Annotated in this window: 33 protein-coding genes; all 33 read left to right on the top strand. The window is 67.7% G+C overall.

The window, feature by feature from the left end:
- Positions 1 to 40 precede the first annotated feature (40 nt).
- The 33 genes from fusA to rplQ all read left to right on the top strand — a co-directional run bounded on the left by fusA (position 41) and on the right by rplQ (position 20733).
- Entirely contained in the window at positions 41 to 2155 is a 2115-nt protein-coding gene (gene fusA, locus ACFO4E_RS16670) for an elongation factor G (RefSeq protein WP_378575894.1), read from the top strand.
- 53 nt (positions 2156 to 2208) lie between these two features.
- Positions 2209 to 3402 (top strand): elongation factor Tu, encoded by a 1194-nt coding sequence (gene tuf / locus ACFO4E_RS16675; RefSeq protein WP_378575896.1) that lies wholly within the window; start codon positions 2209 to 2211, stop codon positions 3400 to 3402.
- Positions 3403 to 3661: 259 nt separating this feature from the next.
- Entirely contained in the window at positions 3662 to 3970 is a 309-nt protein-coding gene (gene rpsJ / locus ACFO4E_RS16680) for a 30S ribosomal protein S10 (protein ID WP_013156110.1), read from the top strand.
- A gap of 13 nt (positions 3971 to 3983) precedes the next feature.
- A complete protein-coding gene (rplC, locus tag ACFO4E_RS16685; RefSeq protein ID WP_378575898.1) occupies positions 3984 to 4634 on the top strand; it encodes a 50S ribosomal protein L3 in 651 nt (216 codons plus the stop codon).
- Positions 4635 to 4636: 2 nt separating this feature from the next.
- Positions 4637 to 5308, top strand: a complete 672-nt coding sequence (gene rplD / locus ACFO4E_RS16690) for a 50S ribosomal protein L4 (RefSeq protein WP_378575900.1) — start codon at positions 4637 to 4639, stop codon at positions 5306 to 5308.
- Positions 5305 to 5595 carry a 50S ribosomal protein L23 gene (gene rplW, locus ACFO4E_RS16695; protein ID WP_378575902.1) on the top strand — a complete coding sequence of 97 codons (291 nt, stop codon included), beginning with the start codon at positions 5305 to 5307 and terminating at the stop codon, positions 5593 to 5595. Before rplD ends, rplW begins: the two co-directional genes overlap by 4 nt.
- A gap of 67 nt (positions 5596 to 5662) precedes the next feature.
- Positions 5663 to 6496, top strand: coding sequence for a 50S ribosomal protein L2 (gene rplB / locus ACFO4E_RS16700; protein WP_378529506.1), 834 nt, complete (start codon positions 5663 to 5665; stop codon positions 6494 to 6496).
- Positions 6497 to 6508: 12 nt separating this feature from the next.
- Complete coding sequence (gene rpsS / locus ACFO4E_RS16705; RefSeq protein WP_378529507.1) at positions 6509 to 6787, top strand: 30S ribosomal protein S19; 279 nt, start codon at positions 6509 to 6511, stop codon at positions 6785 to 6787.
- A gap of 69 nt (positions 6788 to 6856) precedes the next feature.
- Positions 6857 to 7234, top strand: a complete 378-nt coding sequence (gene rplV, locus ACFO4E_RS16710; protein WP_378576088.1) for a 50S ribosomal protein L22 — start codon at positions 6857 to 6859, stop codon at positions 7232 to 7234.
- Entirely contained in the window at positions 7234 to 8064 is an 831-nt protein-coding gene (gene rpsC / locus ACFO4E_RS16715) for a 30S ribosomal protein S3 (protein ID WP_378575904.1), read from the top strand. Before rplV ends, rpsC begins: the two co-directional genes overlap by 1 nt.
- A gap of 3 nt (positions 8065 to 8067) precedes the next feature.
- Positions 8068 to 8484, top strand: a complete 417-nt coding sequence (gene rplP, locus ACFO4E_RS16720) for a 50S ribosomal protein L16 (RefSeq protein WP_378529509.1) — start codon at positions 8068 to 8070, stop codon at positions 8482 to 8484.
- A complete protein-coding gene (gene rpmC, locus ACFO4E_RS16725; RefSeq protein ID WP_378575906.1) occupies positions 8484 to 8732 on the top strand; it encodes a 50S ribosomal protein L29 in 249 nt (82 codons plus the stop codon). Before rplP ends, rpmC begins: the two co-directional genes overlap by 1 nt.
- The gene (gene rpsQ / locus ACFO4E_RS16730) at positions 8729 to 9013 is read left to right on the top strand and encodes a 30S ribosomal protein S17 (RefSeq protein ID WP_378575908.1); all 285 of its coding nucleotides are present in this window, start codon (positions 8729 to 8731) and stop codon (positions 9011 to 9013) included. Before rpmC ends, rpsQ begins: the two co-directional genes overlap by 4 nt.
- Before the next feature lie 100 nt (positions 9014 to 9113).
- Positions 9114 to 9482 carry a 50S ribosomal protein L14 gene (gene rplN / locus ACFO4E_RS16735; RefSeq protein WP_067964586.1) on the top strand — a complete coding sequence of 123 codons (369 nt, stop codon included), beginning with the start codon at positions 9114 to 9116 and terminating at the stop codon, positions 9480 to 9482.
- 3 nt (positions 9483 to 9485) lie between these two features.
- Positions 9486 to 9791 carry a 50S ribosomal protein L24 gene (gene rplX / locus ACFO4E_RS16740; RefSeq protein ID WP_378575910.1) on the top strand — a complete coding sequence of 102 codons (306 nt, stop codon included), beginning with the start codon at positions 9486 to 9488 and terminating at the stop codon, positions 9789 to 9791.
- Complete coding sequence (rplE, locus tag ACFO4E_RS16745; RefSeq protein ID WP_378575912.1) at positions 9791 to 10366, top strand: 50S ribosomal protein L5; 576 nt, start codon at positions 9791 to 9793, stop codon at positions 10364 to 10366. Before rplX ends, rplE begins: the two co-directional genes overlap by 1 nt.
- Before the next feature lie 11 nt (positions 10367 to 10377).
- Positions 10378 to 10563, top strand: coding sequence for a type Z 30S ribosomal protein S14 (locus ACFO4E_RS16750; RefSeq protein WP_184079638.1), 186 nt, complete (start codon positions 10378 to 10380; stop codon positions 10561 to 10563).
- 273 nt (positions 10564 to 10836) lie between these two features.
- Positions 10837 to 11235 carry a 30S ribosomal protein S8 gene (rpsH, locus tag ACFO4E_RS16755; RefSeq protein WP_067964593.1) on the top strand — a complete coding sequence of 133 codons (399 nt, stop codon included), beginning with the start codon at positions 10837 to 10839 and terminating at the stop codon, positions 11233 to 11235.
- Positions 11236 to 11251: 16 nt separating this feature from the next.
- Entirely contained in the window at positions 11252 to 11788 is a 537-nt protein-coding gene (gene rplF, locus ACFO4E_RS16760) for a 50S ribosomal protein L6 (RefSeq protein WP_378575914.1), read from the top strand.
- A 1-nt stretch (position 11789) separates the two neighbouring features.
- On the top strand, positions 11790 to 12176 hold the full coding sequence (gene rplR / locus ACFO4E_RS16765) for a 50S ribosomal protein L18 (protein WP_378575916.1): 387 nt from the start codon (positions 11790 to 11792) through the stop codon (positions 12174 to 12176).
- Between the two features lie 33 nt (positions 12177 to 12209).
- Entirely contained in the window at positions 12210 to 12812 is a 603-nt protein-coding gene (rpsE, locus tag ACFO4E_RS16770; protein ID WP_378529517.1) for a 30S ribosomal protein S5, read from the top strand.
- Between the two features lie 2 nt (positions 12813 to 12814).
- Positions 12815 to 13000: a 50S ribosomal protein L30 gene (gene rpmD / locus ACFO4E_RS16775; protein WP_378575918.1), complete on the top strand. Its 186-nt coding sequence runs from the start codon at positions 12815 to 12817 to the stop codon at positions 12998 to 13000.
- Positions 12997 to 13461 carry a 50S ribosomal protein L15 gene (rplO, locus tag ACFO4E_RS16780; protein WP_378575920.1) on the top strand — a complete coding sequence of 155 codons (465 nt, stop codon included), beginning with the start codon at positions 12997 to 12999 and terminating at the stop codon, positions 13459 to 13461. Before rpmD ends, rplO begins: the two co-directional genes overlap by 4 nt.
- Positions 13462 to 13806: 345 nt before the next feature.
- Entirely contained in the window at positions 13807 to 15120 is a 1314-nt protein-coding gene (gene secY / locus ACFO4E_RS16785; protein ID WP_378575922.1) for a preprotein translocase subunit SecY, read from the top strand.
- A gap of 11 nt (positions 15121 to 15131) precedes the next feature.
- Positions 15132 to 15770, top strand: coding sequence for an adenylate kinase (locus ACFO4E_RS16790; RefSeq protein ID WP_378575924.1), 639 nt, complete (start codon positions 15132 to 15134; stop codon positions 15768 to 15770).
- A complete protein-coding gene (gene map, locus ACFO4E_RS16795) occupies positions 15770 to 16591 on the top strand; it encodes a type I methionyl aminopeptidase (protein WP_378575926.1) in 822 nt (273 codons plus the stop codon). Before ACFO4E_RS16790 ends, map begins: the two co-directional genes overlap by 1 nt.
- Positions 16592 to 16791: 200 nt before the next feature.
- A complete protein-coding gene (locus tag ACFO4E_RS16800; RefSeq protein WP_378575928.1) occupies positions 16792 to 17244 on the top strand; it encodes a DUF1707 SHOCT-like domain-containing protein in 453 nt (150 codons plus the stop codon).
- A 269-nt stretch (positions 17245 to 17513) separates the two neighbouring features.
- Positions 17514 to 17735 (top strand): translation initiation factor IF-1, encoded by a 222-nt coding sequence (gene infA, locus ACFO4E_RS16805; protein WP_017593374.1) that lies wholly within the window; start codon positions 17514 to 17516, stop codon positions 17733 to 17735.
- 59 nt (positions 17736 to 17794) lie between these two features.
- Positions 17795 to 17908 carry a 50S ribosomal protein L36 gene (rpmJ, locus tag ACFO4E_RS16810; protein WP_082206327.1) on the top strand — a complete coding sequence of 38 codons (114 nt, stop codon included), beginning with the start codon at positions 17795 to 17797 and terminating at the stop codon, positions 17906 to 17908.
- 186 nt (positions 17909 to 18094) lie between these two features.
- Positions 18095 to 18475 carry a 30S ribosomal protein S13 gene (gene rpsM / locus ACFO4E_RS16815; RefSeq protein ID WP_378575930.1) on the top strand — a complete coding sequence of 127 codons (381 nt, stop codon included), beginning with the start codon at positions 18095 to 18097 and terminating at the stop codon, positions 18473 to 18475.
- Positions 18476 to 18540: 65 nt separating this feature from the next.
- The gene (gene rpsK, locus ACFO4E_RS16820) at positions 18541 to 18945 is read left to right on the top strand and encodes a 30S ribosomal protein S11 (protein ID WP_179645417.1); all 405 of its coding nucleotides are present in this window, start codon (positions 18541 to 18543) and stop codon (positions 18943 to 18945) included.
- Positions 18946 to 19107: 162 nt separating this feature from the next.
- A complete protein-coding gene (locus tag ACFO4E_RS16825; RefSeq protein ID WP_378575932.1) occupies positions 19108 to 20127 on the top strand; it encodes a DNA-directed RNA polymerase subunit alpha in 1020 nt (339 codons plus the stop codon).
- Positions 20128 to 20202: 75 nt separating this feature from the next.
- The gene (gene rplQ, locus ACFO4E_RS16830; protein WP_378575933.1) at positions 20203 to 20733 is read left to right on the top strand and encodes a 50S ribosomal protein L17; all 531 of its coding nucleotides are present in this window, start codon (positions 20203 to 20205) and stop codon (positions 20731 to 20733) included.
- Positions 20734 to 20785: the final 52 nt, after the last annotated feature.

Genomic DNA, 20785 nt, shown 5'->3' on the forward strand with positions numbered 1-20785 from the left:
CGCGGCTGAATCGACGAGAGACCGAGAGAAGACGAGCCAGATGGCTACCACTGCTCTTGACCTTGCCAAGGTCCGCAACATCGGGATCATGGCGCACATCGACGCGGGCAAGACGACGACGACCGAGCGGATCCTCTTTTACACCGGTGTGAACTACAAGATCGGTGAGGTTCATGAGGGCGCGGCCACCATGGACTGGATGAAGGAGGAGCAGGAGCGCGGCATCACGATCACGTCCGCCGCGACCACCACTCACTGGGACGACCACACGATCAACCTCATCGACACGCCGGGCCACGTCGACTTCACCATCGAGGTCGAGCGGAACCTGCGCGTGCTCGACGGCGCGGTCGCGGTGTTCGACGCCAAGGAAGGCGTCGAGCCGCAGTCCGAGCAGGTGTGGCGCCAGGCGGACCGCTACGGCGTTCCGCGGATCTGCTTCGTCAACAAGATGGACAAGATCGGCGCGGAGTTCCAGCGCTGCGTCGACATGATCGTCGACCGCCTGGGCGCCAACCCGTTGGCGATCCAGCTGCCGATCGGCGCCGAAGGCGAGTTCAAGGGCGTCATCGACCTCGTCCGCATGAAGGCCTACGTCTGGAGCGACGAGGCCAGCAAGGGCGAGATGTACGACACGATCGAGATCCCCGACACCCACGTCGAGGCCGCTCGTGAGGCGCACGACAAGATGATCGAGACGCTGGCCGAGGCCGACGACGAGATCATGGAGCTCTACCTGGAGGGCGTCGAGCCCACCGTCGAGCAGGTCGTGCCCGCCATCCGCCGCGTGGCGATCGCCGGCACCGCCATCCCGGTGCTGTGCGGTACCGCGTTCAAGAACAAGGGTGTCCAGCCCCTGCTCGACGCGGTCGTCGCCTACCTCCCCTCGCCCCTGGACGTCGAGGCCATCGCCGGCCACGACCCCAAGGACGAGACCGAGGCGCCCGACCTGGTCCGCCGGCCGAGCGAGGAAGAGCCGCTCTCCGCGCTGGCCTTCAAGATCATGAGCGACCCGCACCTGGGCAAGCTGACCTACCTGCGCATCTACTCCGGTGTGCTGACGGCCGGCTCGCAGGTGCTGAACAGCGTGAAGGGCCGCAAGGAGCGCATCGGCAAGATCTACCGGATGCACGCCAACAAGCGCACCGAGATCGCGCAGGTTGGCGCCGGCGACATCATCGCCGTCATGGGCCTGAAGGACACCACCACCGGCGAGACGCTGTGCGACCCCGCGCAGCCGATCGTGCTGGAGTCGATGACCTTCCCGGCCCCGGTCATCGAGGTCGCCATCGAGCCCAAGACCAAGAGCGACCAGGAGAAGCTGGGCACCGCGATCCAGCGCCTGGCCGAGGAGGACCCCTCCTTCCAGGTGTCCTCTGACCAGGAGACCGGCCAGACCGTGATCTCCGGTATGGGCGAGCTGCACCTTGAGGTGCTCGTCAACCGCATGCGCGACGAGTTCAAGGTCGAGGCGAACATCGGTAAGCCGCAGGTGGCCTACCGCGAGACCATCCGCAAGAAGGTCGAGAAGGTCGAGTACACCCACAAGAAGCAGACGGGTGGCTCCGGCCAGTTCGGCCGCGTCATCATCGACCTCGAGCCCATCGTGGCCGATGCCGATGGCGACAGCGCCGGCTACGAGTTCGTCAACAACATCAGCGGCGGCCGGATCCCGCGGGAGTACATCCCCTCCGTCGACGCCGGATGCCAGGAGGCCGCCGAGTTCGGCGTGCTCGCCGGGTACCCGCTCGTCGGCGTGAAGGTGACCCTGCAGGACGGCGCCTACCACGATGTCGACTCCTCGGAGCTCGCGTTCAAGGTCGCCGGCTCCATGGCGTTCAAGGACGCGGCTCGGCGGGCGAAGCCCGTCCTGCTGGAGCCGGTCATGGCGGTCGAGGTCACGACTCCCGAGGACTACATGGGAGACGTGATCGGCGACCTCAACAGTCGGCGCGGGCAGATCCAGTCCATGGACGAGCGCGCCGGCGCGCGGGTCGTCAAGGCCCAGGTGCCCCTGTCGGAGATGTTCGGCTACGTGGGTGACCTGCGCAGCCGCACGCAGGGTCGAGCCAACTACACGATGGTGTTCGACTCCTACGCGGAGGTCCCGTCCAACGTCGCAGAAGAGATCGTGGCGAAGGCCCGCGGCGAATAACCGCGACACGTAACCAAGTCAGCTAGCAACCCTGTACGTCTAGGAGAAATCCAGTGGCGAAGGCCAAGTTCGAGCGGACCAAGCCGCACGTCAACATCGGCACCATCGGTCACATTGACCACGGTAAGACCACTCTTACCGCGGCCATCACCAAGGTCCTGCACGACGCGTTCCCGGAGCTCAACCCCTTCACGCCGTTCGAGGACATCGACAACGCTCCTGAGGAGCGCGAGCGCGGTATCACCATCTCCGTCGCCCACGTCGAGTACCAGACCGAGGCGCGTCACTACGCGCACGTCGACTGCCCCGGGCACGCCGACTACGTGAAGAACATGATCACCGGTGCGGCGCAGATGGACGGCGCCATCCTGGTGGTGGCCGCGACCGACGGCCCGATGCCGCAGACCAAGGAGCACGTGCTCCTGGCCCGCCAGGTCGGCGTTCCCTACATCGTCGTCGCGCTGAACAAGGCCGACATGGTCGACGACGAGGAGATCTTCGAGCTGGTCGAGCTCGAGGTGCGCGAGCTCCTCAGCGAGTACGAGTTCCCGGGTGACGACCTCCCGGTCGTCAAGGTCTCGGCGCTCAAGGCGCTCGAGGGCGACGCCGAGTGGGGCAAGTCCGTCCTTGAGCTGATGAAGGCCGTCGACGAGAACATCCCGGAGCCGCAGCGCGACATCGACAAGCCCTTCCTGATGCCGATCGAGGACGTCTTCTCGATCACCGGCCGCGGCACCGTCGTGACCGGCCGCATCGAGCGCGGTGTCATCAACGTCAACGAGACCGTTGACATCGTCGGCATCAAGGAAGAGAAGCAGACCACCACGGTCACCGGTGTCGAGATGTTCCGCAAGCTGCTCGACCAGGGTCAGGCGGGCGACAACGTCGGCCTGCTCCTGCGCGGCACCAAGCGCGAGGACGTCGAGCGCGGCCAGGTCGTCATCAAGCCGGGCACCACGACCCCGCACACGGAGTTCGAGGCCCAGGTCGTCATCCTGTCCAAGGACGAGGGTGGCCGCCACACGCCTTTCTTCAACAACTACCGTCCGCAGTTCTACTTCCGCACCACCGACGTCACCGGCGTCGTCACGCTGCCGGAGGGCACGGAGATGGTCATGCCCGGTGACAACACCGAGATGACCGTCAACCTGATCCAGCCGGTCGCCATGGAGGACGGCCTGAAGTTCGCCATCCGCGAGGGCGGCCGGACCGTGGGCGCGGGCCGCGTTACCAAGATCAACAAGTAGCACGAGCGCGCGGGGACGGCGCCGGCGGCGACGCCGGAACCGTCCCCGGGTGGCGGTCGGGTCGCACACCGGCCCGACCGCCACACCATGAACGACGTCATCGGGCTCTGTAGCGGTGATGCACCTCAGGGGACAGCCCTGTAGTGGTTTCTCAGGTGAATAGGGCCTCGAAGAGACAAGGGCATCCCCCTGCGGGCACAGGGCCGGTCAACTGGCACGGCGCCTCTACGGACACTAAGCGAAGGACGAAAAGGCCACCATGGCGGGACAGAAGATCCGCATTCGGCTCAAGGCCTATGACCACGAGGTCATCGACAGCTCGGCTCGAAAGATCGTCGAGACCGTGACGCGGACCGGCGCGCAGGTCGCTGGCCCGGTGCCGTTGCCGACGGAAAAGAACGTTTACTGCGTCATCCGATCGCCGCACAAGTACAAGGACTCGCGCGAGCACTTCGAGATGCGCACGCACAAGCGGCTGATCGACATCATCGACCCGACGCCGAAGACCGTCGACTCGCTCATGCGGCTCGACCTTCCGGCCGGCGTCGACATCGAGATCAAGCTTTAAGGGACGCACAGACATGGCCACCAAGCAGATCAAGGGAGTCCTGGGCGAGAAGCTCGGCATGACCCAGGTCTTCGACGACTCGGGCAAGATCGTGCCCGTGACGGTCCTGAAGGCCGGTCCGTGCGTCGTGACGCGCGTCCGCACTCCGGAGACCGACGGCTACACCGCCGTCCAGCTCGGCTACGGGCAGATCAACCCGCGCAAGGTCAACAAGCCGCTCGGCGACTACCTGCGCAAGCACGACCTGACCCCGCGCCGCCACTACGTCGAGGTGCGCACCTCCGACGCCACCGAGTACACGCTCGGCCAGGAGGTCACCGCCGAGACGTTCGAGGCGGGCCAGAAGGTCGACGTCACCGGCAAGAGCAAGGGCAAGGGCTTCGCGGGCGTCATGAAGCGCCACGGGTTCCGCGGCCTCAGCGCCACGCACGGTACCCAGCGCAAGCACCGGTCGCCCGGTTCCATCGGCGGCTGCGCCACGCCCGGCCGCGTGTTCAAGGGCCTGCGGATGGCGGGGCGCATGGGCAACGTGCGCAAGACCATCCAGAACCTCACCGTCCACGCCGTGGACGTCGAGAAGGGCCTCATCCTGGTGAAGGGCGCGGTGCCCGGCCCCAACGGCGGGCTGGTGCTCGTCCGCACCGCCGCGAAGGGGGACAAGTAACCATGGCGACCATCGAGGTCAAGAACCCCGAGGGCGCAGCCGGGCGGAGCGTCGAGCTCCCGGCGTCGATCTTCGAGCAGAAGGTCAGCATCCCGCTGATCCACCAGGTCGTCGTCGCGCAGGAGGCCGCCGGCCGCCAGGGGACGCACTCCACCAAGACCCGCGGCGAGGTCCGCGGTGGTGGCAAGAAGCCGTACCGCCAGAAGGGCACCGGCCGCGCCCGCCAGGGTTCGACCCGCGCCCCGCAGTTCACCGGCGGCGGCACGGTGCACGGCCCCAAGCCGCGCGACTACAGCCAGCGCACGCCCAAGAAGATGAAGGCCGCCGCTCTCCGCGGTGCCCTGTCCGACCGGGCCCGCCACGGCCGTGTGCACGTCATCAGCGCGTTCGTCGCCGAGGACACCACGGCCAAGCGCACCCAGACCGCCCTCAAGGCGCTCCGCCAGGTCACCGACTCCTCCAAGGTGCTGGTCGTCCTGGAGCGCGCCGACGAGGCGAACCGCCTGGCGCTGCGCAACCTGCCCGAGGTGCACGTCCTGGACGCCGATCAGGTCAACACCTACGACGTCCTGTACGCCGACGACGTGGTCTTCACCGAGGCCGGCTACGAGGAGTTCGTGGCGCACGCCACCGGCGCCGCGCAGGCTGCGACGTCTCAGGAGGACGACCAGTGAGGATCCCCGACCCTCGGGACATCATCATCGAACCGGTGATCTCCGAGAAGAGCTACGGGCTCATGGACCAGAACAAGTACACGTTCGTGGTGCAGCCCGATGCCAACAAGACGCAGATCAAGATCGCGGTGGAGAAGATCTTCGACGTGAAGGTCACCAGCGTGAACACGATCAACCGTCAGGGCAAGCGCAAGCGGACGCGGTTCGGTTTCGGGAAGCGTCCCGACACCAAGCGCGCGATCGTGAGCCTGCGGGACGGCGACCGGATCGACATCTTCGGCGTCTGATCCGGGGCGCCCCGCGCCCGCCCGACCGCTTCACACCGAGTAACACGTAAAGGAATGCGCGAAGAAGATGGGCATTCGTAAGTACAAGCCGACGACGCCGGGCCGTCGCGGCTCCAGCGTGAGCGACTTCGTCGAGATCACACGCTCGGAGCCCGAGAAGTCCCTGGTGCGTCCGCTCCACTCCAAGGGCGGGCGGAACGGCCACGGCCGTATCACCGCTCGCCACCAGGGTGGGGGTCACAAGCGCGCTTACCGCGTGATCGACTTCCGCCGCCACGACAAGGACGGCATCCCCGCCAAGGTCGCCCACATCGAGTACGACCCGAACCGCACCGCGCGGATCGCTCTGCTCCACTACATCGACGGCGAGAAGCGCTACATCCTCGCTCCGGCCGGCCTCAAGCAGGGCGACCGCGTCGAGAACGGGCCGACCTCCGACATCAAGCCGGGCAACTGCCTCCCGCTGCGCAACATCCCCACGGGTACGTTCGTGCACGCGGTCGAGCTGAAGCCGGGCGGCGGCGCCAAGCTGGGCCGCTCCGCCGGGACGCAGATCCAGCTGCTGGCCAAGGAGGGCGCCTACGCCACGCTGCGCATGCCCTCGGGCGAGATGCGCCAGGTCGAGGTCACCTGCCGGGCCACGGTCGGCCAGGTCGGCAACGCCGAGCAGTCGAACATCAACTGGGGCAAGGCCGGCCGCATGCGGTGGAAGGGCAAGCGCCCGACCGTCCGCGGTGTCGCCATGAACCCGGTCGACCACCCGCTCGGCGGTGGCGAGGGCAAGAGCTCGGGTGGCCGTCACCCGGTCAGCCCGTGGGGTAAGCCCGAGGGGCGTACCCGCAAGCCGAACAAGGGCAGTGACCGGCTCATCGTGCGTCGGCGTAGCAAGAAGAAGCGGTAAGGAGCACGTCTGATGCCACGTAGCCTTAAGAAGGGTCCCTTCGTCGACCACCACCTCATCAAGAAGGTGGAAGGGCAGAACGAAAAGGGCACCAAGAACGTCATCAAGACGTGGTCGCGGCGGTCCATGATCATCCCCGAGATGATCGGCCACACGATCGCCGTCCACGACGGTCGCAAGCACGTCCCGGTGTTCGTGTCCGAGTCGATGGTCGGCCACAAGCTCGGCGAGTTCGCTCCCACGCGCACTTTCCGGAGCCACGTCAAGGAAGACCGCCGTAGCCGCCGTTAGCGGTTGCAGTAGGAGTAGAAGCCGATACCCCACGGTGGTGGGGTGAATTCCGTGAGCGAGGGAAAAGCGATGGGAACGAGGGCACAGGCACGGTTCGTCCGTGTTACGCCCCGAAAGGCCCGCCGGGTGGTGGACCTTATTCGCGGGTTGCCCGCTGACGAGGCACAGGCGGTGCTCCGGTTCGCGCCCCAAGCGGCGAGCGAACCGGTGGGCAAGGTGCTCGCGAGCGCCATCGCCAATGCCGAGCACAACGACAAGCTGGACCGCGAGACGCTGATCGTCGGCGGCGCGTGGGTGGACGAGGGTCCGACCCTGAAGCGCATCCGTCCGCGGGGCTTCGGCCGCGCCTTCCGTGTCACCAAGCGGACAAGCCACATCACCGTGGTCGTTGAGTCGCGCGAGAGCGCGGGCGCCTCGTCCAAGAAGACGAAGGAAAGGACCCGATAGTGGGGCAGAAGGTCAACCCGCACGGGTTCCGACTTGGCATCACCACCGATTACAAGACCCGGTGGTACGCCGACAAGATGTACAAGGACTACGTCAAGGAAGACGTGGCCATCCGCCGGATGCTGAACCGCGGCATGGAGCGGGCCGGGATCTCCAAGGTCGAGATCGAGCGCACCCGCGACCGCGTCCGCGTCGACATCCACACCGCCCGGCCGGGCATCGTCATCGGCCGCCGCGGTTCGGAGGCCGACCGCATCCGCGCCGACCTTGAGAAGCTGACCAACAAGAAGCAGGTCCAGCTCAACATCCTCGAGGTCAAGAACCCCGAGACCGACGCGCAGCTCGTCGCCCAGGGTGTCGCGGAGCAGCTGTCGAGCCGCGTCGCGTTCCGCCGGGCGATGCGCAAGGCGATGCAGAGCGCCATGAAGAGCGGTGCCAAGGGCATCCGCATCCAGTGCGGCGGCCGTCTCGGCGGCGCCGAGATGTCGCGCTCGGAGTTCTACCGCGAGGGCCGCGTGCCCCTGCACACCTTGCGTGCCGACATCGACTACGGGTTCTTCGAGGCCCGTACGACGTTCGGCCGCATCGGCGTCAAGGTCTGGATCTACAAGGGCGACGCCCCCGCGACCCGCGCCGAGCGCGAGGCGGCCCAGGCCGCTCAGCGCGCGCCGGGCGGCGGCGGCGGTGGTGGCGGCCAGCGGCGCGAGCGCCCGCAGCGCCGTCGCCGCGGCGGCCAGCAGGGCGGCCCCAACCAGCAGGCCGAAGGCAAGCCCGCGGTGTCGGCCGAGGCCGGCCAGGGTGCCGAGAAGTCCGGGAACGAGGGGAGCTGACCGATGCTCATTCCCCGCAAGGTCAAGCACCGCAAGCAGCACCACCCGTCCCTGAGCGGGCGCGCCAAGGGTGGCACCAAGGTCAACTTCGGTGAGTACGGGATCCAGGCTCTGGAGTCCGCCTACGTCACCAACCGGCAGATCGAGTCCGCTCGTATCGCCATGACCCGCCACATCAAGCGCGGCGGCAAGGTCTGGATCAACATCTTCCCGGACCGCCCCATCACCAAGAAGCCGGCCGAGACCCGCATGGGTTCGGGTAAGGGCTCCCCCGAGTGGTGGGTCGCCCCGGTCAAGCCGGGCCGCGTGATGTTCGAGCTCTCGGGTGTGCCGGAGCCCATCGCCAAGGAGGCGTTGCGGCGTGCGATGCACAAGCTCCCTATGAAGTGCAAGTTCGTGAAGCGCGAAGTGGAGGCGTGATGGCGAAGTCCCTGACCGCCCAGGAGCTGCGGACCGAGTCCCAGGAGGACCTGGTCACCAAGCTCAAGGAGGCGAAGGAGGAGCTGTTCAACCTCCGCTTCCAGGCCGCCACCGGGCAGCTCGACAACCACAACCGGCTGCGCACTGTCAAGCGCGAGATCGCGCGGATCTACACGATCATGCGGGAGCACGAGCTGGGCATCATGCCGCTGGCGTCGGCTGAGGAGACGAAGGAAGCAGCCGAATGAGCGAAGAGAAGGCTCTGACCCGCGACCAGGAGCGCAACTACCGCAAGGTGCGCGAGGGCCTGGTCGTCAGCGACAAGATGGAGAAGACCGTCGTTGTCGAGGTGGAGGACCGCGTCAAGCACGCGCTGTACGGCAAGGTCATCCGCCGCACCACGAAGTACAAGGCCCACGACGAGGCGAACTCCTGCGGAATCGGCGACCGGGTTCGCCTGATGGAGACCCGCCCGATGTCCGCGACCAAGCGCTGGCGCATCGTGGAGATCCTGGAGAAGGCTAAGTAGACCCCTGTCCGGCGGCCGGTTCGTGGAGATCGGTCGCCGGGGGGTGAGACCACCTAGCGCGCGAGCGGAGTGATTTCGCGCGCACATATCAGGAGCAGACGTGATTCAGCAGGAGTCGCGACTCAAGGTCGCCGACAACACGGGGGCCAAGGAGATCTTGACCATCCGTGTCCTCGGCGGCTCGGGTCGGCGCTACGCGGGCATCGGCGACACCATCGTGGCGACCGTGAAGGACGCCCTTCCCGGCGCGGGCGTGAAAAAGGGCGATGTCGTCAAGGCCGTGATCGTGCGCACCACCAAGGAGCGCCGCCGGCCCGACGGCTCCTACATCCGCTTCGATGAGAACGCCGCCGTGCTCATCAAGGACGGTGGGGACCCGCGGGGCACCCGCATCTTCGGCCCGGTCGGGCGCGAGCTGCGGGACAAGAAGTACATGCGCATCATCTCGCTGGCGCCGGAGGTGCTTTAGGCGATGAAGATCAAAAAGGACGACGAGGTCATCGTCATCGCCGGCAAGGACAAGGGTGCCACCGGGAAGGTCCTGCGGGCCATTCCCAAGGAGCAGCGTGTCATCGTCGAGGGCGTGAACCTCATCAAGAAGCACAAGAAGGCCAACCCGGCGGGCGGCCAGCAGGGTGAGGTCGTCACCAAGGAGGGCCCCATCCACGTGAGCAACGTCGCGCTCGTGGAGGACGGCAAGCCCGCCCGTGTCGGTTACCGCTTCGAGGAAGACGGAACCAAGGTTCGGGTCTCCCGCCGTACCGGTAAGGACATCTGATGACGGTCACCACTGACACCGCCGCCCCGGCGATGCCGCGGCTCAAGGAGAAGTACCGCACCGAGATCATCGCCGGTCTGCGCGAAGAGTTCGACATCGGCAACATCATGCAGGTCCCCGGTCTGACGAAGATCGTGGTCAACATGGGTGTCGGTGAGGCCGCGCGCGACGCGAAGCTGATCCAGGGCGCGATCGCCGACCTGTCGGCGATCACCGGGCAGAAGCCGAAGATCAACCGGGCGAAGAACTCCATCGCGCAGTTCAAGCTGCGCGAGGGCCAGCCGATCGGCGCCAGCGTCACGCTGCGCGGCGACCGGATGTGGGAGTTCCTCGACCGCCTGCTCTCGCTGGCGCTGCCCCGGATCCGCGACTTCCGCGGGCTCTCCCCGAAGCAGTTCGACGGCCGCGGCAACTACACCTTCGGCCTGACCGAGCAGGTCATGTTCCACGAGATCGACCCCGACAAGGTCGACCGCCAGCGGGGCATGGACATCACGGTCGTCACCACGGCGACCAACGACGATGAGGGGCGCAGCCTGCTCAAGCGGCTCGGTTTCCCCTTCAAGGAAGCCTAGGGGGATCGACGATGGCTAAGAAGGCGCTGATCGCCAAGGCGAACAGGAAGCCCAAGTTCGCTGTTCGCGCGTATACTCGTTGCTCGCGGTGCGGTCGTCCGCGCGCCGTCTTCCGGAAGTTCGGCCTGTGCCGTATCTGCTTCCGCGAAATGGCGCACCGGGGCGAACTGCCGGGCATCACCAAGTCGAGCTGGTAGCCGCCGGCAGGGCCGGCTGCGGGCATCCGCGGCCGGCCCCGGCTTGAGGTCGCCGCCACAGCCGTACCGGCCTGGCGCGACCGCTACATCGAAGCGGCCGGTAGGACACCGCCGCGAACCACAATGAACCGACCGGGCACGGTGCGTACAACCCGCACGGTGCCCATGACCACGCCGTAGGTCCTAGAGGAATCCGCGCCCGGCGCGCGGGACCAGGCCATGAGGGAATGGCCTGCCCTTGGGGAAACCGCGGTGAGGAAGGGCCAATCGGCCATGACGATGACCGACCCGATCGCAGACATGCTCACGCGTCTGCGTAACGCGAATTCGGCGTATCACGACACCGTGTCAATGCCGTATTCCAAGATCAAGGCGCACATCGCCGAGATCCTCCAGCAGGAGGGCTACGTCCAGGGCTGGCGTACCGAGGAGGCCCCCGTGGGCCAGAACCTCGTCGTCGACCTGAAGTACGGGCCCACGCGTGAGCGTTCCATCGCCGGCGTCCGCCGGGTCTCCAAGCCCGGTCTCCGGGTCTACGCGAAGAAGGACAACCTTCCGCGGGTCCTGGGCGGCCTCGGCGTGGCCATCATTTCGACGTCCGGCGGCCTGATGACGGACAAGCAGGCCAAGAAGCGCGGCGTGGGCGGCGAAGTCCTCGCCTACGTCTGGTAGAGGGAGAGATTTCCGCATGTCGCGTATCGGACGACTGCCGATCTCGGTCCCCAAGGGCGTCGAAGTCACGATTAACGGGCAAGACGTCAACGTCAAGGGGCCGAAGGGCGAACTGAAGCACACCGTCGCCGCTCCCGTCACCGTCTCTCAGGAAGACGGTACGGTCCAGGTGGCGCGCCCGGACGACAAGCCTGAGAACCGCTCGCTGCACGGGCTGACCCGTGCGCTGATCGCGAACCTCATCGAGGGCGTGTCCAAGGGCTACAGCAAGACGCTGGAGATCCACGGCGTCGGCTACCGCGTCCAGGCGCGCGGCTCCAACCTGGAGTTCTCCCTGGGCTACAGCCACCCCGTCGTGGTGGAGCCGCCCGAGGGCATCACCTTCCGCGTCGAGAAGCCGACCCTGCTGCACGTGGACGGCATCGACAAGCAGCTCGTGGGCCAGGTCGCCGCCAACATCCGCGGTCTGCGCAAGCCCGACCCCTACAAGGCCAAGGGCGTGCGCTACCAGGGCGAGCACATCCGCCGCAAGGCCGGAAAGGCTGGTAAGTAGCATGGGCAAGAGCTCGACGCCGGTCCGCAAGGGGACGGCATCGCGCACGGCTTCCCGTGCGCGGCGGCACCTGCGAGTCCGCAAGAAGATCTCGGGTACGGCGCAGCGTCCGCGCCTGGTCGTCACCCGCTCGTCCAAGCACATGGTCGCGCAGATCGTCGACGACACCAAGGGCCACACCCTGGTGTCCGCCTCGACGCTCGACCCCTCCGTGCGCCACGACGAGAGCAAGAAGTCCGAGAAGTCGCAGAAGGTCGGCGAGCTCCTGGCGCGGCGCGCCCAGGACGCCGGCATCACCGCCGTCGTGTTCGACCGCGGCGGCTTCCGGTACCAGGGCCGTATCGCGGCGCTCGCCCAGGGTGCGCGTGACGCCGGGCTGGAGTTCTAGCGATATGAACATCGACGGGAAGAGGAACCACTGATGGCCGCAGCTCCTCGGCGCGGCGCCGGTGGCGAGCGGCGTGACCGCCGTGACGATCGCCGCGGCGGCGCCGCAGACAAGGGTGTCTCGTACATCGAAAAGGTCGTGACCATCAACCGGGTCGCCAAGGTCGTCAAGGGTGGTCGGCGCTTCAGCTTCACCGCGCTGGTCGTCGTCGGCGACGGCAACGGCATGGTGGGCGTCGGCTACGGCAAGGCCAAGGAAGTCCCCGCGGCCATCGCCAAGGGTGTCGAGGAGGCGAAGAAGAACTTCTTCCGCGTCCCCCGCATCCAGGGCACGATCACGCACCGGGTCCAGGGCGAGGACGCCGCCGGCGTCGTCCTCCTGCGTCCCGCCGCCCCGGGTACCGGTGTCATCGCCGGCGGTCCGGTGCGCGCGGTGCTGGAGTGCGCGGGTATCCACGACGTGCTGAGCAAGTCGCTCGGCTCGTCCAACCCGCTGAACATCGTGCACGCGACCGTCGCGGCGCTCAAGGGGCTCAACCGTCCCGAGGAGATCGCGGCCCGCCGCGGCCTGCCGATCGAGGACGTCGCTCCGGCGGCCATGCTCCGGGCCCGTGCGGAAGCGAAGGCGGGTGCCTGACCATGGCGAAGCTGAAGATCACGCAGGTCCGTTCCAAGATCGGCGGGGTGCGCAAGCAGCACGAGAGCCTGCGCTCCCTCGGTCTGGGCCGGATCGGCAAGTCGGTCGTCCGTGACGACCGCCCCGAGGTCCGCGGCCAGATCAACGTGGTCGCACACCTCGTGACTGTCGAGGAGGTCAGCGAATGAGCGACTACAACCCCGACGAGCTGCTCAAGCTCCACCACCTGCGGCCCGCCCCCGGCGCCAACAAGTCCAAGGTCCGCAAGGGCCGCGGCGAGGCGTCGAAGGGCAAGACCGCGGGTCGCGGTACCAAGGGAACCAAGGCGCGCAACACCGTGCCCGTCGGCTTCGAGGGCGGCCAGATGCCGCTCATCCGCCGGGTCCCCAAGCTCAAGGGCTTCAGCAACGCCCGGTTCACGACCGTCTACCAGGTCGTCAACCTGGACAAGCTGAGCGAGCTCTACCCCGAGGGTGGCGAGGTCACCGTCGAGGGGCTCGTGGCCAAGGGCGCGGTCCGCAAGAACGAGCTCGTTAAGGTGCTGGGCACCGGTGAGATCTCGGTGGCCGTCCAGGTGAGCGTGAACGCGTTCTCCGAGTCGGCCAAGGCCAAGATCACGGCCGCCGGCGGCACCGTCACCGAGCTGTAGGCCGGTTCGACGTGACGTTCCAGGGGCGTCCGCAGGCAGAACCCATGAGATGGGTCCGCCGGCGGGCGCCCCTGCGCGTTGTGGCGGGGCGGTTCACGCCGGTTCCGGCCATTGTCGCCGTATCCGCTGTACCCCGAGGGGACGGCGCGTGCGTGCGATCGGGCGGACACCGGTTGTTATCAGCGTGATCCTGCTTACCCGCCGAATCACTGTTACAGTGCGATACTGCTTCACCGATGACTTCCGAGCACCGGGCGGACGCCCGGCGCTGACGCTCTACGACGATTCAGGATCGGCCGCGATGTCTCGAACCGGTTCCGCCGCCGAAGCCTCGCAGGAGGAGACGTGCTAGGTGCGTTCGTCCGTGCGTTCCGCACGCCCGACCTGCGTAACAAGCTGTTGTTCACGCTGTTCATCCTGACCATCTACCGGCTCGGGTCGGTCATCCCCGCCCCGGGGATCAACTCGGCGGCGATCAGGGACCAGCTGGAGGCCGTGCAGAACGCCGACACCACCGGTGTCTACGCGCTCGTCAACCTCTTCAGCGGCGGCGCGCTCCTCCAGCTCGCCGTCTTCGCCCTGGGCATCATGCCCTACATCACGGCGAGCATCATCATCAACCTGCTCACCGTGGTGATCCCGCGGCTCGAAGCGCTGAAGAAGGAGGGGCAGGCGGGCCAGTCGAAGATCACGCAGTACACGCGCTACCTGACCCTCGCCCTCGCGGTCCTGCAGTCCACGAGCATCGTCGCCATGGCCCGCACCGGCCAGCTCTTCCAGAACCAGATCCCGGTGTCGGCGTACATGCCCAACCAGGACATCCTCACCCTGGTCACCATCGTCTTCACCATGACCGCGGGCACCTGCGTCATCATGTGGTTCGGCGAGCTCATCACCGAGCGCGGCGTCGGCAACGGCATGTCGCTGATGATCTTCACGACCGTCATCGCGATGTTCCCCTCCTCCATCGCCACGATGTACCAGGAGCAGGAGACCTGGATCTTCGCGCTGATCTGCATCGCGGGCCTGGTGCTCATCGCCGGCGTGGTCTTCATGGAGCAGGCGCAGCGCCGCATCCCGGTGCAGTACGCCAAGCGCATGGTGGGCCGGCGCATGTACGGCGGCAGCTCCACCTACATCCCGCTGAAGGTCAACCAGGCCGGCATCATCCCGGTGATCTTCGCCTCCTCGCTGCTCTACCTGCCGCAACTCGGTGTCGGCCTGCTCGGGCAGGACTCCGACAACGCGGCCGTGCGGTTCCTCAACGAGTACTTCGTCAGCGGGTCGCACCCCGTGTACATGGCGACCTTCTTCGTCCTCATCATCGGGTTCGCCTTCTTCTACGTGGCCATTACCTTCAACCCCACTGAAGTGGCCGACAACATGAAGAAGTACGGTGGGTTCATCCCGGGTATCCGTCCGGGTCGTCCGACCGCCGAGTACCTCGACTACGTCCTGACCCGGCTGACGACCCCCGGCTCGCTGTACCTGGGTGTGATCGCTCTGCTTCCGATGATCGCGATGGGCGCGTCCGGCGCGTCCCAGAACTTTCCGTTCGGCGGCACGAGCATCCTGATCATGGTCGGTGTCGGGCTGGACACGGTGAAGCAGATCGAGAGTCACCTCCAGCAGAGGAACTACGAAGGTTTTCTGCGATAGTGCGTGCCGTATTGGTGGGACCGCCTGGGGCCGGAAAAGGCACCCAGGCCCAGATCCTGGCGTCAGAATTGTCCATCCCGAAGGTGTCCACTGGCGACATCTTCCGTGCCAACGTGAGCGGTGGCACCGAGCTGGGTCAGCAGGCCAAGGCGTACATGGACCGCGGTGACCTCGTCCCCGACGAGGTCACCAACGCCATGGTGCGGGACCGCCTGGCGCAGGAGGACGCCCGAGGCGGCTTCCTGCTCGACGGCTTCCCGCGCAACGTCGCGCAGGCCGAGACCCTGAACAAGATCCTCGACGACCTCGGCGCACGCCTCGACGTGGTGCTCGAACTGCGCGTCGACGAGGAAGAGGTCGTCAAGCGGCTCTCCGGCCGGCGCTCCTGCCGGAACTGCGGGCACGCCCAGCACGTCGTCTTCGACCCGCCGAAGACCGACGGCGTCTGCGACTCCTGCGGCGGCGAGCTGTTCCAGCGCGAGGACGACAAGGAGGAGACGATCCGGCACCGGCTGGACGTCTACCGCGAGCAGACCGCTCCGCTCGTGCAGTTCTACGAGAGCGAGGGCATCCTGGTGACCATCGCGGCGGTGGGCGACGTCAAGGACGTCACCGCGCGGGCGCAGGCGGCGCTGGGACGCGCCTCCTGATGTTCCGCAGAGCCGACCCCGAGATCCAGCTGAAGACCTCGGAAGAGATCGGGAAGATGCGGGCGGCGGGGGAGATCGTCGCCCGCACCCTCGACGAGCTGCGCGCGGCGGTGCGCCCGGGGATCAGCACCCTGGACCTCGACGCCATCGCCGAAAGCGGCATCCGCGCGGCCGGCGCCGTGCCGTCCTTCAAGGGCTACCACGGCTTCACCGGTTCCATCTGCGCCTCCGTCAACGAGGAGGTCGTGCACGGCATCCCGCGCGCCGACCGGGTGCTGGCAGATGGCGACATCATCTCCATCGACTGCGGCGCCATCCTCGACGGCTGGCACGGCGACTCCGCGATCACGGTCGCCGTCGGCGCCCTGGCCGAGGACGACCGCCGCCTCATGGAGGTGTGCGAGGAGTCCATGTGGCAGGGCATCGCGCAGCTGCGCCCCGGCAAGCGCCTCGGCGACATCGGGCACGCGATCGACGGCTACATCCGCTCCCAGGGCCGCTACGGCAACGTCCAGGAGTACGGCGGCCACGGCATCGGCACCGAGATGCACATGGAGCCGCACGTCCTCAACCACGGCAAGCGCGGCCGCGGGCTCGAACTCGTCGAGGGGATGTGTCTGGCGATCGAGCCCATGGCCAACCTGGGGACCCGCCACGTGCTCCAGCTCGACGACGGCTGGACGGTCGTCACCCGCGACGCCGAGCGCTCGGCGCACTTCGAGCACACCGTCGCCGTCACCGCCGAGGGCCCGCGGGTGCTCACCGCCCGCGCCGAGAACCGCGAGAAGATCGCCGCCCTGGGCCTGCCCGACCCCGGGTAGCGGGTCCGCCCGCTGGGCCTGTGGGGCGCCCCCGGCACGCCGCCCGCATCCGGCGCACCGCTCCTCCGCACCGCCTGCGGGGCCGGGCCTCCGGGCCCGGCCGGGGCCGCGCAGCGCTCCCGGAGACCGCTTCGGGAACACGGCTACGATGGGGCGTGCGGCCGTCCGGCCCGACACGTCTTCGGTGAGGAAGGTGGGCGATGTCCGAGCAATCGCCTGAGATCAGGGCCTCGGACTCCGACCGCGACCGTGTGGCCAAGCTGCTCCAGGAGCACTTCGCCCAGGGCAGGCTCGACAGTGAGGAGTTCAGTGGGCGGCTGGAGAGCGCGTACCGGGCGCGGACCCACGGCGACCTGCGCCCGCTCACCGAGGACCTGCCCGAGCGCGACCTCGCCGACCTGCCCGCCGAACCCGTCCGCCCGGCCGCGCGCGGCGACCAGCCCGCGCTGCTGCGCGACCCCGCTCTGCTCATCCCGTGGGGGCTGTGGGCGGGGGTCAACACCCTCTGCTTCACCATCTGGCTGATCCTCTACCTCGCAGAGGGAGCCACCTACCCGTGGTTCCTGTGGGTGCTCGGCCCGTGGGGGATCGTCATGGTCTTCATCACCCTGGCGGCGGTGGCCACCGACCGCGGGGCCGACGCCGCCGAGTGAGCCCGGTCCGCCCGGCCGCACCGGGCGCGACCGCGCCGCGTCGGAAGTGGTGGCGCGGTGCGGGTAAGATGGCCGTGCCCACACTCGGGCTGTTGGGTCAGGCTGCCTTTACTCGCGTGCGTTCGGAGTCCGGCGTATGCTGTTGCAGTTGACCTGATTTCTCAGTGTCTGTGTTTGAAATTCAGCTCAAAGGTACGGGGCCGCCTTCGGTCGGCCCCTGACTCGTTGTTACCCCGCGCAGGCGGGGGTGATCCCGAAGCGTGGAGGATATGGCAAAGAAAGACGGCGCCATCGAGATCGAGGGCTCCGTTATCGAGTCCCTACCCAACGCCATGTTCCGAGTGGAGCTCGACAACGGGCACAAAGTCCTCGCCCACATCAGCGGGAAGATGCGGATGCACTACATCCGGATCCTCCCCGACGACCGTGTCGTCGTGGAGCTCAGCCCGTACGACCTCACGCGCGGGCGCATCGTTTACCGCTACAAGTAGACCGTCACGCGAGGCCGGCCCTGTCGGCGGCCACGGTGACGGCTGAGTCCGGAGCCACCATGAAGGTCAAGCCGAGCGTCAAGAAGATCTGCGCGAAGTGCCGAGTGATCCGCCGTAACCGCCGGATCATGGTCATCTGCTCGGACCCGCGCCACAAGCAGCGTCAGGGCTGACCGACGCCGCGACCGCAGGACCGCCGCACGGCCCCAGCGCCGTCGGCGGGAGATAGAGACCCGTTCCGATCCGCTCCCATGGGGAGCGGACCACCCCCGGTCGGAGGCCGGGGCCTCGTCGATTGGGCGACGAGAGGGCAGTGGAACGGGTGAGACCTCCGCACGAGCACGAAGGAGTTCGCCCACATGGCACGCCTTGCCGGCGTCGACCTCCCCCGCGACAAGCGGGTGGAGATCGCTCTCACCTACGTTTTCGGGATCGGGCGCACCCGCGCCATCGAGACCCTGAAGAACACGGGCGTCAGCCCCGACACCCGTGTCCACCAGCTCTCCGAGGACGAGCTGGTCAGCCTGCGCGACTGGATCGACGCCAACTACAAGGTCGAGGGTGACCTCCGCCGTGAGGTCCAGGCCGACATCCGCCGCAAGATGGAGATCGGGTGCTACCAGGGCATCCGGCACCGTCGCGGCCTCCCGGTCCACGGTCAGCGGACACAGACCAACGCCCGCACCCGCAAGGGCAAGAAGAAGACCGTGGCCGGCAAGAAGAAGGCCGGCAAGAAGTAGTCCGTCCGGACGCAACGCCAGTGTCCGGGACGCCAACGGACCGATGATCTTGGGAGTTTTGAGGTATGCCGCCTAAGGGCCGTCAGGGCGCCGCACGCAAGGTGCGCCGCAAGGAAAAGAAGAACATCGTCCACGGGCATGCTCACATCAAGAGCACGTTCAACAACACGATCGTGAGCATCACCGACCCCACCGGTGCGGTGATCTCGTGGGCGAGCTCCGGGCAGGTCGGCTTCAAGGGTTCGCGCAAGTCCACCCCGTTCGCGGCGCAGATGGCCGCCGAGGCCGCGGCCCGCCGCGCGCAGGAGCACGGGGTGCGCAAGGTGGACGTCTTCGTCAAGGGCCCCGGCTCCGGCCGTGAGACCGCCATCCGGTCGCTCCAGGCCACCGGCCTGGAGGTCGGCTCCATCCAGGACGTCACCCCGGTCCCGCACAACGGCTGCCGCCCGCCGAAGCGCCGCCGGGTCTGACCGGGCCCATGCCGCGCCGCCACGCGGGTCCGCCGCACCATGTGTCGGCAGGCCCGCGCGGCCGGGTAGAGAACCGGGTAGCACGATGATGAGGCCCCGCGACCGCGGGGCCGTCCAGTGGCCGTCAAATAGCGGGCGGCCGTGGGAAAGGAATCACGGACCATGTTGATCGCTCAGCGTCCAACGCTCAACGAGGAATCGATCTCGGAGTTCCGCTCGAAGTTCGTCGTCGAGCCCCTGGAGCCCGGCTTCGGGTACACGATCGGCAACTCGCTGCGGCGCACCCTGCTGTCGTCCATCCCCGGTGCCGCTGTCACCAGCATCCGCATCGAGGGCGTCGAGCACGAGTTCACCACCGTGCCCGGCGTCAAAGAGGACGTCACCGAGGTCATCCTGAACCTCAAGGGCCTGGTCGTCAGCTCCGAGCACGATGAGCCGGTGCTCATGTACCTGCGCAAGCAGGGCCCGGGCGTCGTCACCGCCGCGGACATCGCGCCGCCGGCGGGGGTCGAGGTGCACAACCCCGACCTGCACATCGCCACGCTCAACAGCAAGGGCAAGCTGGAGATGGAGCTGACGGTCGAGCGCGGCCGCGGCTACGTCTCGGCGACCCAGAACAAGCAGCCGGGTCAGGAGATCGGGCGCATCCCGATCGACTCGATCTACTCGCCGGTTCTGCGGGTCACCTACAAGGTCGAGGCCACCCGTGTCGAGCAGCGCACGGACTTCGACCGGCTGATCGTGGACATCGAGACCAAGCCGAGCATCCGCCCCCGCGACGCCGTCGCGAGCGCCGGTAAGACGCTGGTCGAGCTGTTCGGCCTGGCGCGCGAGCTGAACGTCGACGCCGAGGGCATCGACATGGGCCCCTCGCCCACGGACGCCGCTCTGGCGGCCGACCTCGCGCTGCCGATCGAGGACCTGAACCTCACGGTCCGGTCCTACAACTGCCTCAAGCGCGAGGGCATCCACAGCGTCGGCGAACTGGTCGCACGCTCGGAGCAGGACCTCCTCGACATCCGCAACTTCGGCGCGAAGTCGATCGAAGAGGTCAAGCAGAAGCTCATCGACATGGGGCTGTCGCTGAAGGACTCCCCGCCCGGATTCGACCCGAGCAGCGCGGCCGACTCCTACGGTTCCGACGACGAGGACGAGTCCTTCGTCGAGACCGAGCAGTACTAGAAGACCTTCGTCGCCCAAGGTCCCCGGCGTACGGGAAAACACGCCGGGGACCGGCACCCCTAGGAGAACGACACCATGCCCACGCCAACGAAGGGGCCTCGCCTGGGTTCCGGCCCGGCTCATGAGCGGCACATTCTGGCGAACCTGGCGACCTCGCTGTTCCAGCACGGCCGCATCAAGACCACGGAGGCCAAGGCCAAGCGCCTGCGCCCCTACGCGGAGAAGCTCATCAGCCTGGGCAAGCGCGGCGACCTGCACGCCCGCCGCCAGGTGATGACCAAGATCGCGGACAAGTCGGTCGTGCACGAGCTGTTCACCGAGATCGGCCCCCGCTACGAGAACCGCCCGGGCGGCTACACCCGGATCACCAAGATCGGTCCGCGCAAGGGCGACAACGCGCCCATGGCCGTGATCGAGCTGGTCGAGGCCGGCCCGGCCACCGCGGCCGCGCCGCGTGCGGCCGCCGCCCCCGCCGAGCAGGCCCCGGCCGCGGACACGGCGGAGGAGACCGCCGCCGCTCCGGTCGCCGGGGCGGCCGACACCGAGAAGGCCGAGGACGACACCCCGGCCGCGGAGACCAGTGAGGACAAGGGCGAGGACAAGTAGCCTTCGCGTCGTGGTCATCCGGTGCCCGATCCCCGCACGGGGGTCGGGCACT

The sequence above is a fragment of the Nocardiopsis mangrovi genome, from assembly GCF_042653925.1.
Taxonomy (GTDB): Bacteria; Actinomycetota; Actinomycetes; order Streptosporangiales; family Streptosporangiaceae; genus Nocardiopsis_B; species Nocardiopsis_B mangrovi.

Excerpts from the sequence above, each read along its gene's own strand:
- rpmJ (WP_082206327.1), top strand. The coding sequence starts at position 17,795 with ATGAAGGTCAAGCCGAGCGTCAAGAAGATCTGCGCGAAGTGCCGAGTG.
- rplD (WP_378575900.1), top strand. The coding sequence starts at position 4,637 with ATGGCGACCATCGAGGTCAAGAACCCCGAGGGCGCAGCCGGGCGGAGC.
- rpsS (WP_378529507.1), top strand. The coding sequence starts at position 6,509 with ATGCCACGTAGCCTTAAGAAGGGTCCCTTCGTCGACCACCACCTCATC.
- ACFO4E_RS16825 (WP_378575932.1), top strand. The coding sequence starts at position 19,108 with ATGTTGATCGCTCAGCGTCCAACGCTCAACGAGGAATCGATCTCGGAG.
- rpsJ (WP_013156110.1), top strand. The coding sequence starts at position 3,662 with ATGGCGGGACAGAAGATCCGCATTCGGCTCAAGGCCTATGACCACGAG.
- ACFO4E_RS16750 (WP_184079638.1), top strand. The coding sequence starts at position 10,378 with ATGGCTAAGAAGGCGCTGATCGCCAAGGCGAACAGGAAGCCCAAGTTC.
- rpsQ (WP_378575908.1), top strand. The coding sequence starts at position 8,729 with ATGAGCGAAGAGAAGGCTCTGACCCGCGACCAGGAGCGCAACTACCGC.
- rplR (WP_378575916.1), top strand. The coding sequence starts at position 11,790 with ATGGGCAAGAGCTCGACGCCGGTCCGCAAGGGGACGGCATCGCGCACG.
- rplC (WP_378575898.1), top strand. The coding sequence starts at position 3,984 with ATGGCCACCAAGCAGATCAAGGGAGTCCTGGGCGAGAAGCTCGGCATG.
- rplF (WP_378575914.1), top strand. The coding sequence starts at position 11,252 with ATGTCGCGTATCGGACGACTGCCGATCTCGGTCCCCAAGGGCGTCGAA.
- rplE (WP_378575912.1), top strand. The coding sequence starts at position 9,791 with ATGACGGTCACCACTGACACCGCCGCCCCGGCGATGCCGCGGCTCAAG.
- rplQ (WP_378575933.1), top strand. The coding sequence starts at position 20,203 with ATGCCCACGCCAACGAAGGGGCCTCGCCTGGGTTCCGGCCCGGCTCAT.
- rplP (WP_378529509.1), top strand. The coding sequence starts at position 8,068 with ATGCTCATTCCCCGCAAGGTCAAGCACCGCAAGCAGCACCACCCGTCC.
- map (WP_378575926.1), top strand. The coding sequence starts at position 15,770 with ATGTTCCGCAGAGCCGACCCCGAGATCCAGCTGAAGACCTCGGAAGAG.
- fusA (WP_378575894.1), top strand. The coding sequence starts at position 41 with ATGGCTACCACTGCTCTTGACCTTGCCAAGGTCCGCAACATCGGGATC.
- rplO (WP_378575920.1), top strand. The coding sequence starts at position 12,997 with ATGAGCGACTACAACCCCGACGAGCTGCTCAAGCTCCACCACCTGCGG.
- rpsK (WP_179645417.1), top strand. The coding sequence starts at position 18,541 with ATGCCGCCTAAGGGCCGTCAGGGCGCCGCACGCAAGGTGCGCCGCAAG.
- rplB (WP_378529506.1), top strand. The coding sequence starts at position 5,663 with ATGGGCATTCGTAAGTACAAGCCGACGACGCCGGGCCGTCGCGGCTCC.
- rpmD (WP_378575918.1), top strand. The coding sequence starts at position 12,815 with ATGGCGAAGCTGAAGATCACGCAGGTCCGTTCCAAGATCGGCGGGGTG.
- rpsM (WP_378575930.1), top strand. The coding sequence starts at position 18,095 with ATGGCACGCCTTGCCGGCGTCGACCTCCCCCGCGACAAGCGGGTGGAG.
- rpmC (WP_378575906.1), top strand. The coding sequence starts at position 8,484 with ATGGCGAAGTCCCTGACCGCCCAGGAGCTGCGGACCGAGTCCCAGGAG.
- rpsE (WP_378529517.1), top strand. The coding sequence starts at position 12,210 with ATGGCCGCAGCTCCTCGGCGCGGCGCCGGTGGCGAGCGGCGTGACCGC.
- ACFO4E_RS16800 (WP_378575928.1), top strand. The coding sequence starts at position 16,792 with ATGTCCGAGCAATCGCCTGAGATCAGGGCCTCGGACTCCGACCGCGAC.
- infA (WP_017593374.1), top strand. The coding sequence starts at position 17,514 with ATGGCAAAGAAAGACGGCGCCATCGAGATCGAGGGCTCCGTTATCGAG.
- rplV (WP_378576088.1), top strand. The coding sequence starts at position 6,857 with ATGGGAACGAGGGCACAGGCACGGTTCGTCCGTGTTACGCCCCGAAAG.
- rplX (WP_378575910.1), top strand. The coding sequence starts at position 9,486 with ATGAAGATCAAAAAGGACGACGAGGTCATCGTCATCGCCGGCAAGGAC.
- rpsH (WP_067964593.1), top strand. The coding sequence starts at position 10,837 with ATGACGATGACCGACCCGATCGCAGACATGCTCACGCGTCTGCGTAAC.